Origin of the sequence: Caballeronia cordobensis (assembly GCF_001544575.2) — a bacterium.
In the GTDB taxonomy this organism is placed as follows: domain Bacteria; phylum Pseudomonadota; class Gammaproteobacteria; order Burkholderiales; family Burkholderiaceae; genus Caballeronia; species Caballeronia cordobensis.
This window is the reverse complement of sequence record NZ_FCNY02000004.1, coordinates 61,322-78,388: the sequence shown is the minus strand read 5'-3', so window position 1 is coordinate 78,388 and position 17,067 is coordinate 61,322. Positions and strand designations below refer to the sequence as shown.

Annotated in this window: 13 protein-coding genes; 6 read left to right on the top strand and 7 right to left on the bottom strand. The window is 66.4% G+C overall.

Going from position 1 to position 17,067, the window contains the following annotated elements; all coding sequences use genetic code 11:
- Window positions 1-19: 19 nt before the first annotated feature.
- Together AWB70_RS09055 and AWB70_RS09050 are read right to left on the bottom strand one after the other, a co-directional pair.
- Window positions 20-1,264 (bottom strand): acyl-CoA dehydrogenase family protein, encoded by a 1,245-nt coding sequence (locus tag AWB70_RS09055; RefSeq protein ID WP_053572000.1) that lies wholly within the window; start codon window positions 1,262-1,264, stop codon window positions 20-22.
- A 77-nt stretch (window positions 1,265-1,341) separates the two neighbouring features.
- On the bottom strand, window positions 1,342-2,232 hold the full coding sequence (locus tag AWB70_RS09050; protein WP_235024183.1) for a LysR substrate-binding domain-containing protein: 891 nt from the start codon (window positions 2,230-2,232) through the stop codon (window positions 1,342-1,344).
- A 187-nt stretch (window positions 2,233-2,419) separates the two neighbouring features.
- Here AWB70_RS09050 and AWB70_RS09045 point away from each other — a divergent pair, with 187 nt between their 5' ends.
- The 6 genes from AWB70_RS09045 (at window position 2,420) to AWB70_RS09020 (ending at window position 8,290) form a co-directional block, all read left to right on the top strand.
- Window positions 2,420-3,676, top strand: coding sequence for a M24 family metallopeptidase (locus AWB70_RS09045; protein ID WP_053572002.1), 1,257 nt, complete (start codon window positions 2,420-2,422; stop codon window positions 3,674-3,676).
- A 57-nt stretch (window positions 3,677-3,733) separates the two neighbouring features.
- On the top strand, window positions 3,734-4,597 hold the full coding sequence (locus AWB70_RS09040) for a glycine betaine ABC transporter substrate-binding protein (RefSeq protein WP_053572154.1): 864 nt from the start codon (window positions 3,734-3,736) through the stop codon (window positions 4,595-4,597).
- Between the two features lie 101 nt (window positions 4,598-4,698).
- Window positions 4,699-4,947, top strand: coding sequence for a cupin domain-containing protein (locus AWB70_RS09035; protein ID WP_235024182.1), 249 nt, complete (start codon window positions 4,699-4,701; stop codon window positions 4,945-4,947).
- A gap of 2 nt (window positions 4,948-4,949) precedes the next feature.
- Window positions 4,950-6,584: a choline dehydrogenase gene (locus AWB70_RS09030; RefSeq protein ID WP_053572004.1), complete on the top strand. Its 1,635-nt coding sequence runs from the start codon at window positions 4,950-4,952 to the stop codon at window positions 6,582-6,584.
- 208 nt (window positions 6,585-6,792) lie between these two features.
- Window positions 6,793-7,434: a hypothetical protein gene (locus AWB70_RS09025; RefSeq protein ID WP_235024181.1), complete on the top strand. Its 642-nt coding sequence runs from the start codon at window positions 6,793-6,795 to the stop codon at window positions 7,432-7,434.
- A 25-nt stretch (window positions 7,435-7,459) separates the two neighbouring features.
- On the top strand, window positions 7,460-8,290 hold the full coding sequence (locus tag AWB70_RS09020; protein ID WP_053572006.1) for a CgeB family protein: 831 nt from the start codon (window positions 7,460-7,462) through the stop codon (window positions 8,288-8,290).
- A gap of 22 nt (window positions 8,291-8,312) precedes the next feature.
- Here AWB70_RS09020 and AWB70_RS09015 read toward each other — a convergent pair whose 3' ends face one another.
- From AWB70_RS09015 to tssM, 5 genes are read right to left on the bottom strand one after another with little or no spacing between them, the layout of a single operon-like run.
- On the bottom strand, window positions 8,313-9,080 hold the full coding sequence (locus AWB70_RS09015) for a glycosyltransferase family 2 protein (protein ID WP_075644321.1): 768 nt from the start codon (window positions 9,078-9,080) through the stop codon (window positions 8,313-8,315).
- Window positions 9,081-9,110: 30 nt separating this feature from the next.
- The gene (locus AWB70_RS09010) at window positions 9,111-10,928 is read right to left on the bottom strand and encodes an MltA domain-containing protein (RefSeq protein WP_235024180.1); all 1,818 of its coding nucleotides are present in this window, start codon (window positions 10,926-10,928) and stop codon (window positions 9,111-9,113) included.
- Window positions 10,929-10,965: 37 nt separating this feature from the next.
- The gene (locus AWB70_RS09005) at window positions 10,966-12,723 is read right to left on the bottom strand and encodes a serine/threonine protein kinase (protein ID WP_053572008.1); all 1,758 of its coding nucleotides are present in this window, start codon (window positions 12,721-12,723) and stop codon (window positions 10,966-10,968) included.
- Entirely contained in the window at window positions 12,720-13,442 is a 723-nt protein-coding gene (gene tagF, locus AWB70_RS09000; RefSeq protein WP_053572009.1) for a type VI secretion system-associated protein TagF, read from the bottom strand. Before tagF ends, AWB70_RS09005 begins: the two co-directional genes overlap by 4 nt.
- Window positions 13,439-17,065, bottom strand: a complete 3,627-nt coding sequence (tssM, locus tag AWB70_RS08995; protein WP_053572010.1) for a type VI secretion system membrane subunit TssM — start codon at window positions 17,063-17,065, stop codon at window positions 13,439-13,441. Before tssM ends, tagF begins: the two co-directional genes overlap by 4 nt.
- Window positions 17,066-17,067: the final 2 nt, after the last annotated feature.

The window sequence follows — 17,067 nt, the reverse complement described above, 5'->3', positions numbered from 1 at the left end:
TGAGGCGAACGAGGAAAAGTCAGGCCACGCCGATGCGCCATTGCCCCGGCGGCAGCGTGCCGTTCACGGCGAAATCGCCGACGATGCGGTCCTTGTAGATGCGCGGGTTATGCGACGCGATGGTGCGCGCGTTGCGCCAGTAGCGGTCGAGCCCGGCGGTGCGCAGCGTCGCGGAGGCGCCGAGCGCGTCGAACACGTTCGCGCTCGCATCGAGAACGAGTTGCGACGCGACCGTCTGCGCCTGCCAGATTTCGATTTCGGTTTCCGCGATGACGGCGAGCGCGTCGGGCTGGTCGAACGAGGCCGCCGCGCGTTCCAGCGCGCGCGCCGCCTGTGCGACGATCGCGCCGGCCGTCCAGGCGTGCGCGCGGGCGCGGCCGACCACCTGGAGCAGCTGCGGATCGTCCGCGGCGCGCGTGCTCGACGCGTGGCTGTAGCTGCGCGTGCGCGCGGCGACCGCGGCGGCCGCATCGTTCGCCACCGCGCGGCCGATGCCCGCGAGCGTCGCCAGATGCACGAGCTGATAGAACGCTTCCGAGTACGGAAACGGCGCGCGGCCCGCGACGATCTCGCGCTCATCGACCTTCACGTGGTTGAAGCGGCTCGTGCCGCTGGCGGTGAGTCGCTGGCCCATGCCGTCCCAGTCGTCGATCACCTCCACGCCGTCCGTACGACGATCGACCGTGACGGATACCGCCGCATCGTCCGCGTCCGTTGCGCCGACGTGAATCCAGTCGGCGAAGAGCGAGCCCGTCGTATAGAACTTCGCGCCGTTCAGATGCCAGCCGCCCGCGCTGCGCGTGAGACGCGTCGCGAACTGGCTCTGGCGCGCTTCGCCGGTCTCGGACCACGCCGCGCCGACGATCGCGCCCTTGCCGAGCCGCGAGAGCCAGCGCTCGCGGCGTTCCGCGGGGCTGTCCAGCGCATGCTCGGTAAAGCCGAAATGGGCGCGCAGGGCCTGCGTGATGTTGGAATCCGCTTCCGATAATTCGATCAGGAGTTCGAACAATTCGACGAGCCTGATGCCTTCGCCGCCATGCTCGCGAGGCACGCGCAACGATGTGAAGCCCGCATCGCGCAGCCATGCGATTTCTTCGACGGGCAGACGGCGATCGAGTTCGCGCGTCACGCTTTGTGCGCGGATGCGCGCGAACAGCGGCCGGAACCGCGCGGCCAGCGCGGCGTAGTGTTCCGTGGGACCAGAGCCCCACGCGGGGCCGACGACGGCATCGGAGGGCAGGGGAGCAGTGCGATCGAAGGGCATGGCGCTTGTGCGTGGTTCGTCAAAGCGACGATTATCTGCAACGAACGCGCCGGCGCTAAACGACGAATTATCAGAAGCTAAGGCGAAATCAACTCATAACCCGCGATCCAGTCATATAGCTGTTCGACTTCGGCCCGAATGGGACGCTGCGTATTGCGCATCAGGAAGTATCCGCGGCCGGGGCGCACGCTCAGCGAAGAGAGCCGGGCCAGTCTTCCGCTGCGAATCTCGCCGTCGAGCAGATAGCGCGTGCCGAGCGTGACGCCGCGCCCGCGGATGGCGGCATCGACCAGCACGATGTAGTTGTTGCCGTACTCGGTCGCCTTCACGCGCCGCGGATCGATGCCCACCGCTGCGAACCACGCGGACCAGTTGATCCAGTTCGGTTCGAGCCGTTCATATTCCAGCAGCGTCTGGGTCAGCAAGGCTTCCGGGCCGTCGCCGCTCAGCGGATGACTCGCGATGTAAGCCGGACTCGCCACCGGAAATATCTCCTCCTCGAACAGCATCCGTCCCGTCCAGTCGATCCGCCGGCCCGCCGCATACACGACGGCGAGATCCACGCTGTCATGAAAAAGATCGGCGGTGTGATCGGACGTGATCGTGCGAATGCTCGCCGCGAAGCTCGGGTTGCGGTCGCGGAAGTCGTTCATGACTTCGTTCAGCCAGAAATGCGAGATCGCCGTGTTCCCTGCCAGCGTGACCACGGCGTTGCTCCGCTTCACGCTCACTTCATCCACGGCATCGGCGAGATAGTTGAAGGCCGCGCTGACCTTGCCGTGTAGCTGCGCGCCGCGAGGCGACAACTGCACGCGTCGTCCCACCCGTTCGAAAAGGGCAAAGCCCAGACCTTCCTCCAGTTGCCGGATCTGCTTGCTGACCGCCGCTTGCGAGACGTGCAGTTCCTCGGCGGCGCGGGTGAAATTCAGCGTTCGAGCCGCCGCCTCGAAAAACATCAGACCGGTCATCGGCGGGAGTCGGTGGCGCAGGCTTTTCATAACCGTGGGTTATCGAAAAAGATGAGATTTCATCTGTGTACAGCGAAATATGTGTCTCGTAAAGTCCTCTATAAGCGAGTTCCGGCGGCGAATTCCAGAGCGGTCCGTGAAACGCACACATAACTCATAGTGATTTGATCCCCATAGGAAAGCCTTCATGTCGACGCTGGACTGGCATCGCGAACGCCGCGATCTCTCGGATGTTCAAACGCTCGATCAGGCATCGGCCGGCCTGGAAATCGATCTTCGAGCAGTGCGCGCATACCGCCTCGCTCGCGTGCGCGCCGAGATGCGCACACGCGGCATTGCCGCGCTGATCGTCAGCGACCCGGTGAACATCCGCTATGCGACCGGCGCGCGCAACATGCAGATTTTTTGCGCGCGCAATACGCCGTCGCGATATCTCATCGTGACGGAACGCCGGACCATTCTCTTCGAGTTCACCGGTTGCGAGCATCTGGCCGCCGGGCTGGAAACCATCGATGAAGTGCGGCCCTCGTCCACGGCGAGCTTCGTCGCGGCGGGGCCGGAGATCGCGCGGCGGGAACGGGCATGGGCGGCCGAAATGGCCGCAACGCTGACGGAACTCGCCGGACCAAATGCCACGGTCGGCATCGAGCGCATGAATGCCGGCACCGCGATCGCTTTGGCCGGCCACGGCGTGCGTCTGGTCGATGCGCAGGAGCCGATCGAAATGGCGCGCGCCATCAAGTCGGCCGAAGAACTCAAGTGCGTCGTCGCTTCGCTGCGCGCGACCGAGATTGCCGTCGGCAAACTGCGCGATGCGATCCGGCCCGGCATGACGGAGAACGAGTTGTGGTCGGTCCTGCATCAATCGGTGATTGCGCAGGACGGCGACTACGTGGAAACGCGCCTGCTCAGCGCCGGTCAGCGTACCAATCCGTGGTTTCAGGAAACGTCGAGCCATGTGATCGAAGCAAACCGGCTGATCGCGCTCGATACCGATGTGGTCGGTTGCCACGGCTATTACTCGGACTTCTCACGCACCTTTCATGCGGGACCGGACAAGCCGAACGCGAACCAGCGCACGCTCTACAAGCTCGCGCATGAGCAGGTGCATCACAACATCGACGTGATTCGTCCGGGCATGACGTTCAGGGAATACAGCGACAAGGCCTGGAACATTCCGCAGAAGTATCACGCGAACCGCTATTACCTGTCGGCGCATGGCTGCGGCATGACGGGCGAGTATCCGTATCTCTACCACCACGCGGACTTCGGCGCGTCGGGATACGACGGTGAAATCCAGCCGGGCATGACGCTATGCGTGGAGAGTTATATCGGCGAAGAGGGCGGGCAAGAGGGCGTGAAGCTGGAGCAGCAGCTTCTCGTGACGGAGACGGGTACGCGGTTGCTTTCGCAGTTTCCTTTCGAAGAGGCCTTGCTGAAATAGCCAGATGAATGAGTGAGTGCAATCCAACTATTTTTCCCCGAAATGGACGTGTCGAAAATGATCAGGTTTCTTCGATTGCTCAAGTTTCTTTTGCCCGTTGCGCTGCTGCTTTCGGCCGTATCGGCGCGTGCGGACGACAAGTCGCTCACCATTGGCGTGAACAACTGGGCGGAGAACATCGCCGTTGCGAACATGTGGAAGATTCTTCTCGGCGAGAAGGGTTATCAGGTCCGGCTGCAAAACGCGGACAAGGCATTGCTCTACAACAGCGTCGCGCAGGGAAAGATCGACGTGACCTTCGAAGTGTGGCTGCCCTCGGGGGACAAGCCCGCGTTCGACAAGGTCAAGGATAGCGTCGTGCGAATCGGGCCCTGGTTCAAGGAGGCGAATCTCGGCCTCGTCGTGCCCGACTACGTTGCGATCGACAGTATCGATCAGTTGAACGCGAACAAGAACCTCTTTGCTCCGAGCGGACGCCCGAAGATCGTCGGCATCGATTCGGGCAGCAGTCTCATGCAATTGACGGAGAAAGCGAAGACCGCGTATGGGCTCGATTACGACGTTCAGTCATCGTCCGAGTCGGCGATGGTCTTGTCGCTCGAACGCGCGATTCAGCGCAAGGAGCCCATTGTCGTGACCTTGTGGAAGCCGCACTGGATCTGGTCCAAATACAAGCTCAAATATCTGCGCGACCCCAAGGCCGCTTACGGCGCGACGGATTCGATTTACGGCATCGAGACGCAGGCATTCAAGCAGAAGCATCCCGATGTCGAACGGTGGCTGCAGCAATGGAAGATGGACGACGACTCGCTCGGCAGTCTGATGTCGGAGATCATCAAGCAAGGTGTCTCGACGCCGGAGAAAGGCGCGAAGGCGTGGGTCGATGCCAATCGTCCACTGGTTCAGCAATGGATGCGTTGAGCCAGCGTCTTTAATCATTCGCACTGAGATCTTCTGTCATGACATTTGCGCAATCCACTCCGATCATCTCCAAAGAACCCGCGCCTTCCGATATCGAACGAATGACCGCACGCTGGGAAACCTGGCATTGCGACAGCCGCGAGTTTCAGCATTGCTATGTGCCAGGCGCGACGTTCTATGTGGTTCGCGGCCGTGCGCATCTGACGTTTTCGCACGGCGCAGCGCTTTCGATCGAGGCGGGCGATCTCGTATCGATAGGCGAAGGCGCGCAGGCGCAATGGGCGATTTCGGCGCCGGTCGAAACGCGCTATACGTATCACGATCATGGCGATGCGTCGTCGGAGAACTGAGCATGAACGATGCCGTGGAGTTCGACTATGTGATAGGCGGCGCGGGGTCGGCGGGTTGCGTGCTGGCCCGCCGGCTCGCCGATGCGGGCAATCGCGTGCTGTTGATCGAAGCCGGCCCGCGCGATAACGCTTGGGTCATTCGCATGCCGGCCGGCCTGCGGTCCATCTTCAAACCGAGCTCGCGCTACAACTACTGGTTTCAAACCGAACCGCAAAGCAATCTCGACAACCGGCGCATTCAGCAGCCGCGCGGCCGCGTGCTCGGCGGATCGTCGTCCATCAACGGCATGACGTGGCTGCGCGGACATCCGCTCGATTACGACCGCTGGGAACGCGAAGGCGCACAGGGCTGGGGATGGAAGAACTGCCTGCCTTACTTTCGCCGAATCGAGCGAAGCGACGTGGGCGGCGCGTATCGAGGCGCGGAAGGATTCATTCATGCGCAGCGTCAGGAGACGCTATGCCCGCTCAATCAGGCGTTTCTCGACGCCGGTGTGGAAGCGGGCTATCCGCTTACCGACGATGTGAACGGTTATCGTCAGGAAGGCGTGTCGCGCTTCGAAATGAGCGTCGATCGCGGAATCCGCAATAGCGCGTCATACGGTTATCTTCATTCGCGCAAGGAAGATGGAAACCTGACCGTCTGGACGCAGAGTGCGCTCAGGCGCATCAATTTCGACGGCAACACGGCGACGGGATTCGAGGTGCTGCGCGGCGGCTCGACGGTCAACGTCATCGCCAGAAAAGAAACGCTGCTATGCGCGGGCGTGTTCGGCTCGCCGCAACTGCTGATGTTATCCGGCATCGGACCGGGCGGGCATCTGAAAGAGAAGGGCGTGCAGCCGAGAGTCGATTTGCCGGGCGTCGGCCTGAATCTGCAGGATCATCTGGAATGTCATATCCAGATCGAAACGAAGGAGCCGGTCTCGCTCAATCAGGAGCTTCGGCTTCACAAAATGCTTCTTGCGGGCGTTCAATGGTTCGCATGCAAGTCCGGCGTGGCGTCGGTGAATCAGTGTCACGTCGGCGCGTTTCTCAAAAGCGGTGTGGAGATAGCGCATCCGGATATTCAGTTTCATTTTTTCCCCGTGTTCTTCGACAAGAACTGGATTCCCACGCGTCGGACGAATGGTTATCGCATCGGCGTCGGTCCAATGCGCCCGACGAGCCGCGGACACGTGCGCCTGAAGTCCGCCGATGTGGACGACCCGCTTCTGATCGACCCGAATTACATGGACACAGAGGAAGACTGGCGCGTGATGCGTGAGGCGGTGCGGCTCGGCCTGCTGTTCTCCCGACAGCCCGCGTTCCGGCGCTTTCATCATCGCGAGGACATGCCCGGCGAAGACGTGAGCGACAGCAGCGCGCTCGATCGATTCATTCGAGCGGATGCTTCCAGCGCGTATCATCCTTGCGGAACATGCAGAATGGGCGCGAAGGACGACCGGACCGCCGTCGTCGATTCCGATCTGAAGGTGAGAGGCGTCGAACGGCTGCGCGTGATCGATGCGTCGGTCATGCCGTCCGTGCCGAGCGCGAACATCAACGCGGCGACGATCATGCTCGCCGAGCGCGCGAGCGATCTCGTACTGGGACGTCCGGCGTTGCAGGCCGAATGGCTGGCGTTCGCGGCGTGAAGTGAGGCGGGGCGAAAACTTCAATCGTAGTCCAGACAGTTCGCGCGGGGTCCGGCATAAGGTTCGACCGGCGTGTTCGCATCGAATAGCGTTTCCACGGATTGCAAGATGGCCGCGCGACAAGCGGTGAGGACCGTTCAAAGCGCGCCCTCGCCGCTCGTCTATGCAAAAGAGCGGAACGCGTCACGACATCGAGGCTCAACGCGCCATGAACCATGCTGCCATTTCAGCCCATCATCACGTCGGTAGCCTTGCCGATCCCGTTCGCATTCTCGGCGTGCCGATCTCGTCCTATTCGCGCGCGTTGCTCCAGACGCTGGCGCAGCGCGCGCATCTGCCTTCGGTGTACGTGACAAGCGCCGAGCGCGCCGTATACGATCAGGCGCGAATCTTCTTTCAGAAGCATGTGGTGGAAGGCAAGGAAGCGTCGTACAAGAATCACGCGGTCGCGAAGATCATCGCGCATGCGCGGGCGTTGCATGCGAACCATGCGGGCGAGCGCGTCGCCATTGCGTATCTGATCCGCGCCATCGAGGGCGTTCATGGCGGACCGCAGTCGATCTCGCGGCATCTGGGGCGCAGCCCGTTCGTCGAAGTATTCGACGTCGCTCACTACAGCGGCCCGACCACCGGGCCGGGCAGGCGCAATAGCATGGAGCCCGCTCAGGCGAAGGCGTTTCTGGAAGCGTGCCGCAGCTTCATGGCGTTTCCGATCCTCCGGCTGGGCCATTCCGTCGAACTGGGTTTCACCCATGCCGGCGAGTTCAAGGACGAAAAGTGCTTTCACTTTGAAGTCGCTCAGCCCGCCTTCGACCGCCTGTCGATACCCGGCGGCGCCTTGACGGCCTAGCGCTTCACGTGCATCGATCGATCCGATGAAATTCGCCGTCACCGTGGTTTCGCCGCCGGGCTACGTGCATTCCGCCGCTTTCCATGAAGTGGCCGAGTCGCTGCATTACGCGCTGCTCGCGCTTGGCCACGACAGCGTGATGACGCGCGAAGGATGGCTCGACGGGCGGCGTCACATCGTGCTCGGCTCGAATCTGCTGCCGCACTATTCGTTGACGCTCGCGCCCGATGCGATTCTCTACAACCTCGAACAGGTCCACGCGGGTTCGCCGTGGATCACGCCGCCATTCCTCGCGCTCCTACGCCGTCATGCCGTGTGGGACTACGACGCCGCCAACGCGCGCGCCTTCGCGGCGCTGGGCGTGCGCGTCGAGCGCGTAGTGCCGGTCGGATACGTGCCGGAACTCACGCGCATCCGTTTCGCCGAGCCGCGCGATATCGACGTGCTGTTCATCGGCTCGCTGTGCCCGCGGCGCGCGCGGGTGATCGAGCGCATGCATGCCGCGGGCATCGGCATCGTCGCCGCGTTCGGCGTGTACGGCCGCGCCCGCGACCGGCTCATCGCGCGCGCGAAGTTGCTGTTCAACGTGCATGGCCGCGCGGATGGCGTGTTCGAGATGGTGCGGGTTTCATATCTGCTCGCGAACGGATGCGCGGTCCTGAGCGAGCGCTGTGCGAATGCGAACGATGAAGCGCCGCTTGCGCACGCGATCGCCTTCGCCGATTACGACGCGCTGCCCGAACGCGCCGCCGCGCTCGTCGCATCCTTAGACGAACGCGAACGGCTCGCGCACGCGGGTTTCATGGAGATGCAATCGCGCCGCGCGGCGGACTATCTGCGCGCCGCGCTCGCCTGATCCTGAGCTTTAACCCCGAGCATCAGACGCTGGCACGCATGCGCAACGCGCGCAGATATTGCCCGGCCACTTCCGACGCGCCGTAGTGCACGACCGTCTGATCGACCAGCGCCCACACCGATGCGCCGCCGAGACGTACGCGCCGGCAGAAGGACAGGTCTTCGGAGAGATAGCGGCCTTCTTCTTCGATGCTGTCGAAAAAGCCGTAGAAGCGCGCATCGGGCAGCGCGTCGCGGTATTGCTCGGGCGGCTCGTAGCATTGCGCGAACGGCTTCGCGGCCTCGAACGCATCGCGCCGCGCGAGAAAAATGCCGGTGCCGACGTGCTCCGCTTCCACGAGGCCGTCCGTCACGCTCGCGCGGCCATCGCCGGAGGTCTTGAGGCGCACCGTATAGTCGGCATGTTTTTCGAGCCATTCGCGCAGCGTGAGCCCCTGATCCGAATCGCCGATGCGCTTGTCCAGATTCATGCGCCGGTACGGATACGCGACGCCGGCCACGCACTTCCCGGCAGCGAGCAGCTTGATCACCGCTTGCGGCGGAAACTGCATGTCCGTGTCGAGAAAGAGCAGATGCGAAAACTCGGCATGCGCGACGAAGTAGCTCGCGAAGAAGTTGCGCGCGCGAATGACATGCGACGAGCCGACGTGCATCGTCTGGAAACCGCAGCCCGCGTCGCTGAGCGCGCGCGCCGTCTCCATCAGCGAGAAGGCGAAGTTGATGTGCACGTCGTCGTGATGCGTCGGCAGGCAGACGAGCACGTTCGGCGCGCTCATGGATCGTGTATTCATACTTTCTCCGTGACGGGCGGCGCACCGCATTTACTGCGCATCGTCCACGCACAGTTCCGGGTCGCTCACGACGCAATCCGCGCTCGGCATCGACGGCCCGCCGCGCACGCGCACGCCCGATTCCTTCGCCGAGATGCGCAGGCCTTTGGGCAGCAGCACCCACATTTGCGTCGGCTGCTTCACGCGGCTGGCCCTTTGTTGCGCCTGCTCGCCGGTGCCGAAGAAATAGTCGGCGCGCACGGCGCCGCGAATCGCGCCGCCCGCGTCCTGCGCCATCAAAAGACGCGTGAACGGCGAGCCATTCGCCGCGCCATCGCTCGCGTTGATGAACACCGGCGCGCCGAGCGGCGTCGTGCGCGGATCGACGGCGGCGGAGCGTTCCGGCGACAGTGGCACGCCCAGCGCGCCGATCGGCCCGGCGGGCGAATCGGGGATGGTCCGGAAGAACACGTAGCTCGGGTCTGAAGCGGCAAAGGCGGCGGTAAGCGGCGGCGCGCTGGCCAGCGGTGTTGCGGGCGTGACGGGCGGCGCGGACGTGACGGGCGTGACGGGCCTTGGCGGACTCGCCGCCGCCGATGTGCTCACGCGCGCCGGCCGCACGCCGGGCGTCGCGCCTGGCGCGAGATTGAAGCCGCGCAGCAGAGGCGACTCGGGCGGCGCGTCGGCCGAACTTGCATCGCCCACGCCGCGCAGGAGCGAAGACTGCGGCGTGTCGCTGTCGGCTGACACGGACTGCGTGCTCGCACCGCCTTCGTCCAGATCGAGTTCCACGCCGCGCACGAGCACCTTGCGGCCCTTGCCCGATGCGCTGGCGACGGGCGGATTGAACGCGAAGCCGTTCTGCTCGGCATAGGCCAGCCGGATGACGCTCACGCCATCGGGCAGCACGATCTTGCCCGCGCCCTGCAACTGCATCGCATAGAGCATCGCCGGGTCGGCGACATACGCGAGCACCGGCGCGTCGATGCGCCCGCGCTCGATCTGCGCGCGCGAGTAATACGGCACGATCCGATTGCCTTCGAGACGCAGCCGCAGCTTCTTGTCGCGGATATCGGGCACGCTGTTGCCGAGCGCGAGCGCGTACACGCCTTTCGCATTACCGGTGGAAAGCGTCGCGAGCGGCGTCACCGTGCGCCCTTCGATGCGCGCCATGACCGGCTCGCTGCGCGCGTTCGGCGGCAGACGGCGCACATCGAGGAACAGCATGTCGCGCGGCGTGCCATAGACCGGATAGACGTAGGGCGCGCCGTACTTGCGGTTGCCGCGCAGAACCGGCTCGTAGTAACCGGTGAGCACGCCGCGCGCGCTTTTGTCGACGTTGCGGATCTGGTAGACGGTGAAGTTGTCCTCGAAGAAACGGCGCACGGCTCGCCCGTCGTTCGCGTCGATACCGCGCGCCGCCGCGCACGACGCCGCCCACGCGGGCTTGCCGCCCAGCACCGAGCAGCCGCGCCGGAACGCATCCCAGGATTGCGCGACGTCATCGCTCGCCCAGCCCGGCACGCTGGAAAAGGGCACGGGCGAATAGAGCGCGTTCTTCGTGGCGAAAGCCGCCGCGGTTCCCCCAAGCGACGCGGACGGACTCGCGGGCAGCGGACTGACGATGCCCGGCTCCGGTCCCGATCCCGCCGCGCTCACGATGGACGGCGCATCGGCCGCTTCGCCGCCGGGCGGCATGACGGCGCGCGCGGCTGCGGTCTGCGGCGCGCCCGGCGGCGAAGCCGCGCAGCTGGCGAGCGCACCCGCGAGCAGCGCGGCGGACAGCGCGAGCGCGGCGCGCGTGACGGGTTCGGCGCGCGCCAGAGAAACCGCGACTGCAAGGGAATTGCCGCATGCTCGTGATGCCATGATGTCCTCGTCCGGCCGCAAAGCCTGTCGATAGCCGCTACCTAGACGAACGGACGACATCGATTTTGAAGGCCGCCGCGCCATACGCGACCGGGCAGGACGGCGCGGCGCTGCCACACGACGGCACGCCCGCGAACGGCGACGCGGTGAGCGTGCGCGCTGCCGCCGCCGCGTTCTGCGCGTCGGGCGACAGGCTCGCGAACGCGGAGTCGTGCGTCAGGGCGAGCGCGGAGAAGTCGCGCGGCGCGCTCGACACGATCGCGAGGAAATGATTCGCGCCGGCGGGCTCGCCCGCTTCCATCGGCCAGCTCGGGCGCGGCAGCACGAGGCGCTTGTTCGCGCCGATGCGGTTGTCGCGGTCGAGCTCGTTCGGAAAGAGCTGCACATACTGATTCGCCGGATCAACGGCGAACACGTACACATAGCCGTCGCGATTGCTCGTGAGGGTAAAGCGCAGCCGGTCATGACCGGCGACGGCGCGCGCGAGCGGCACCTCCGCCTTCACGGCGAAGGACGGGTCCGCGAGGGATACGATGCGCGCGAACTCGTCGGCGGGCGAGTAGGGCGGCAGCGCGGGCGGTTGAGGCGCGCTGGGTGCGCTGGGTGCGCTTATGGCGGCGGCGGGAGGGCTCGCGATCGGAGCCGGCGCGCTCGCCGCGTGACCGGCATCGGCGGAAACGGGCGCGCGCGGCAGCAGCTTCGGCGCGAAGAAGCCGAGTGCGGCCGCCGCGGCGAGCCCGCACGCCGCGGCGAGCGTCCAGCCGATGCGCCGCCGCGCGAGCGCTGCCGCGCCGCCCATGTCGCCGCGCGCCGTCCGGCCGGCGGACGCATCGTCGAGCGAGATGCCGAGTTCGGCGGCGAACGCCTGATCCGTTTGCGGCCGATGCGCGGGCTGCACCGCGAGGGCGTGATCGATCGCCTTCAGAAAGCGCTCCGAGTAGCGCCCCGCCGCGAGCTTCGCGAGCGGCTGATAGCTGTCCTTCACCATCCGACCGACGGAGGGCGGCGGCGTCTTGCCGGTGATCGCGAAATAGACGAGGGCGGCGAGCGCGTAATGATCCGTCCACGGCCCCTGTCTGAGCGACGGCACTTCGGCGTACTGTTCGATCGGCGCGTAGCCCGGTTTGAGGATGACGGTGAGCGCCTGCGTCATGTCGCCGATCACGCGCCGCGCCGCGCCGAAATCGAGCAGCACGGGCCGATGGCCGTCTTCCAGCAGGATGATGTTGTCCGGCGCGATATCGCGGTGAAAGCAGTTCGCCGCATGCAGCACGGCGAGCGCATCGACGAGCGGTGTGAGCAGCGCGCGCAGCCAGGCTTCGTCGGGCGGCCTTGGCATGGCCTTGAGCGCGTCCCTGAGCGTCACGCCCTTGTAGTACGGCATCACCATGTAGGCGGTGCCGTTGGCTTCCCAGAAGCGGTACACCTTCACGAGCGACTGATGATCGAAGCGCGCGAGCAGCCGGGCTTCGTCGTTGATGAAGCTCTTGAGTCCCGCGCGGAACATGGTCTCGTAGCGCGCGGATTTGACCTGCACCTGCGTCGCGCCGATACGCGCCGCGAGCGCCGAAGGCATGTATTCCTTGAGCGCGACGTGGCGGTCGAGCGAGGTATCGAAGGCCAGATAGACGATGCCGAAGCCGCCTTCGCCGATCAGCCCGACGATCTCGAACTCGCCGAGCCGCGTGCCCGCGGGCAGGACGTTGTGCGTGACGAACGATGCAGACGCGCCCGGCGCGCCGCTCACGATCACGGTCTTGTCGTCGTTGTCTGGAAGCCCGCGTGGCGCGTTCATGATCCACAGCCTCGCAGCAGCGCGGTGAATAGCGCGGTGTCCGGCAAGCCGCGCACCGGCCAGACGGTGAAGGCGGACGCGTCGGACGCTTCGCGCTGGGCCTGCGCCGAGGTCCACAGGCTCGTGCCGCGCACGCCCGCCTGCCAGAGCGGCGCGAAGGCGTGCGCGAGCGTATCGGCAAGCGTATCGGCGGACTGCACGATGCACGGTTCGTCGAGCGCGTCGGCGCATGACGGCGCGGGCATCGGCATCGGCAACGCGGCGAGTTGCGCGTCCAGCCGCTCGATGCCGTGATCGAAGTCGAGCGCGGCAAGCGCCACGCCCTCGATCGCCGACAGCCATCGCCACAGCGCGGCGACTTCCGCGCCTGTCGCTGGCGCACAGGGCGGCGAGGCCGCGACCGTCAAGGGAAAATGCCGCCCGACGCGGTCCACCGACGCCATCACCACGCCGGTCCAGCACGACGCGAGCGTCGGCGCAATCGCGCCCGGCATCGCGAAAAAGCGCCACACCGGGCAGGTGAGATAGAGGTCGAGCCAGGCCGGGCCGAGCGCGCGCCGCGTTTCGCCAACCCGCCGCGCGAGCCAGGCGTCCCATGGCGCGACGAAGGCGTCCGGCAGCCTTCGCGCGGCGAAATCGCCGAGCGAGGGCAGCTTGCCGTACCAGCCGGCGATCCCTGCATCGCCGCCGCTGAGCGTTGCGTCCGGGGCGTCGCTCATAGGCGTTCCGGGCAGGAAAACGCGCGCAGATCCGCGAGCCGGAACGGATTTTCGACGCTATTCGCCGTCACTTCGAAGCGCGCCTTGCGGCCCTCGACATCGAAAGTCACGATGAAACGCTCGGGCTGCGCGGTCGGCTGCACGTCCAGCCGGTCGAACATGCGAAAGAGCGCCCACGGCCCTTCGAAGACCAGATTGCCCGCGCCACCCGCGGGCGGCGGCGTCAGTTGCACGCTTACGCGGCCCGAGCCGCGCGTGCCCGGCCACTGGATCGCGGTGGCGATCTGCGGCCCGTGCGCGTAGGTGAGCACTTGCCCGTCGATGTCGAGCGTGAAGGACAGAATCGTCGGGTCCATGTCGAGCGGCTTCAACTGCAAGGCGAGGCCGGGCGTCTTGCCGCCCGCGCGAAAGAGCACGCTGCGGATCGTCGCGGCGCGCTCGAACTGCGCGAGCCCCGCCGAACTGATCTGCGCCGCCGACGAATCGGACTTCTTGAAGGCCCAGGGTTTCGCGGAGATATCGACGTCGGGCGCGAGGTTCTTCTGAAAGAAATCGTCGAACTTGCCGCCGGGCGCGAAGAGCGCGCCGAAGTCCTCCGGCGGCACATCGCGCGCGGATTCCGGATTGAACGGATAGCGCCCGCTCACGGCCCGCTTGCAGAACGCCGAGATCGACTCCTTCAGATCCGCCGAGAGATTCACGCGGCGCGCCTGCTGCGTCTGCGCCGCGCCCTGGCTGCCGAGTTCCAGGAGCGCGGTGCGGATCGGCTCGGGCAGGCGCGGCGCCTGCGCGCGCAGCTTCGCGGGCGCATCCGAGGGCGGCGGCGCGGTTTTCTGCTGCAACGCCTGATCGGTGGCGCTCAGATACGTGTAGATGTCGTTGAGCAGCGCGAGCGTCTGCGCGATGGGCGCGGGCTCGCCGGCGCCGGGGCTCGTCACCAGCGCGCGCAGCCCGCTGAAGCGGTCATCGACGATGCTTTCCAGACGCGTGCCCGGCGCGACCGGCGCGATGCGCGTGGGATCGGGCCCGCGAATGATCTTCTCCAGTTGCTCGCGCGCGGCGGTGAGCTTGTCGCTCGCCTTGTCGACGACGGTCGTCTCCGTCGCAGGCTTCGCGGCGAGCGTGGTTTCGCGCGCCGCCGCCTTCACGAGCATGGCGAGCGGCGAATCGGGCGCGGACAGAATGCGCGCGATCTGCACCGATTGCGCGAGCGTGTCCGAGCGCACGATGCGGACGTCGTTCAGGAAGTCGCTCCAGGTGCGCGCGTAGTCCTGCAGATACAACAGCCGGACGTCTTCGGTGAGGCGCTGCATGGCGGCCGGATCGCCGCGCGGCAGGCTGCTCTGATCGCGGATGCCGAGCACCCACGGCTCTTCGGCGGCAAGCTGCGCCGAGACCTGATCGACGGCCGCAAGAAACGCCTTGTGATAGCCGTCGAACGAATACAGGCCCGGCACGCCGCTCGTGAGCGGCTTGCCGCTCGATCGCACGAACACGAGCGACGCGTTGGGCCCGCCCGCGCGCGCCACGGTGAACTCCGGATAGTCCGCGCCCACGCCTTGCTGCTTCACCCGCCCGTACACGCGCTGCGCGAGCGTGCTGGTGGCGAGCATGCCACGCAGATGCGCGACGAGCCGCTCGTCGAACGGCAGATTCGGATGCACGACGCCGCGTGCGAAGAGCGTGTCGAGATGCGCGGCGAGCGCGGCGCGCTCCGCATTGCCGACTTCGCGCGGCAGCGTGCGATCCCAGTCGCTGACGATCCAGGTCTTGAGTGCATCGGCATCCTGATGATCGGGCTGGTTGATCATCAGATAAGCCTTGAGCGACTCGTACGCGTAGCCGGGATTGGCCGGGTTCGCGCCGCGCGCCTGCTCCTCGATGCGCGCCGCGAGCTTCGGCAGAAACAGATCGGTGAGCAGGCGCTCGTACGCGCCGCGGGCGGCTGCGTCGAGTTTCGCGCCTTGCCACAGGCCGAGTTGCATCGCGAGCGGCGGATGCGCGGCATCGACCTGCGGCGTCGAGGCGAGATCGCGCACCGCCGAGAGCAGCGGCAGCAGCGCGGCGACGCTCGCGCCCGCCGCCGACGTGCCCGCGGCCACCTGCCGCGCCGCATGCGCGGCCCGGTCGACGCTGGCAACGTACGTCTCGTTGCGCACATAGCTCACGCCCCACAGCGCGAGCACGCACGCGCCCGCCGCCGCGATCGCCGCATACGCCGAGAGCCGCCAGACATGTCTGCGCCGCGACCATTGCAGGTTCGACCCGGCCAAGCCCTGCTCCGCGAACACCACCTGCGTGAGCAGCCGTTCCAGAAAGAAGCTGCGCCCCGCCGACGCACGCGCGGGCTGCACGCCGCGCTCGATGCCGAAGGCGCGCGCGAGCGCGCCCATCACGCGGTCGATCGGCGCGCCTTCCTGCGTGCCGCTCGTGAAATAGACGCCGCGCACGAACGGAAGGTCGTCGTGGCGGGACTGCATGAAGGTCGCGCGCAAGGTCTCGGCGAGAAGCGGCTTGAGCGCGGCGAACTGCTGCGGGAAGCCCACGATGGCGGCGCGCTGCGCGAGGCCGGGCTCGGCGTTCAGCCGGTCGGGCAGGCGGGCGACGAGGCGCGCTTCGAGCGCATCGAGTTCCGCGTCGATGCGCGCGGCGAACTCGGCTTCGTCGAGCGGGCGCTTCGCATCGTAGGGAAAGGTGAAGCCGAAGACCTGCGCGCGCTCTTCCTTCGACATGTCCGCGAAAAACTCCGTGAAGCCCGCGAGCAGGTCCGTCTTCGTGACCAGCACGTAGACCGGAAAGCGCGTGCGCAACGCCTCCGTCAGCTCGTGCAGGCGCGCGCGCAGCGTCGCCGCCATGTCTTCGGTGCGCGCGGGCGTCGCGGCGAGCAGGTCGGGCACGGCGAGCGTCAGGAGCACGCCGTTGATCGGCTGGCGCGGGCGCGTCTTGCGCAGCAGCGCGAGAAAACCCTGCCACGCGGCCTGATCCGTGTCGCGGTCGCTTTCGTGGGTCGTATAGCGCCCGGCGGTGTCGATCAGCACGGCGTCGTCGGTGAACCACCAGTCGCAGTTGCGCGTGCCGCCGACGCCGCGGATCTTGTCGGTGCCAAAGCGCTCGGCCAGAGGAAAGCGCAGGCCGGAATGCACCAGCGCGGTCGTCTTGCCCGCGCCCGGCGCGCCGATGAACATGTACCACGGCAACTGATACAGATATTGCCGGCCCGACAGCGTGACCCAGTCGCGCCAGCCCGGCTTTCTGCCCGACGCCGCGAGGCGTGCGGAGCGCAGCGCGGCGAGCGCCTCGTCGAAGCGTTTGGCGAGCGTCGCGACTTCGGCTTCGCCCGGCGTGGGCGCGGCGGCGGCGCGCGGCATGGGAAGCGGCGCGGCGAGTCCCGAGGCGAGCGCGGCCTGCGTGCGCCGCGCGCTCCACGCAACCCAGATGCGCCTCAGCACGAACAGCAGCGCGACGCAGCCGATCGCCATGAAGCGCGCCTCGCGCCGTTCGAGCGGATACGCGCCCGCGAACGACACGAGCGGCCCGGCGATCCAGATCGCGCCCGCGATGAGCAGCATCCCGACGACGAGCGGGACGAGCGGCTGAAACACCATCGCAAAGAGTTTTTTCATGT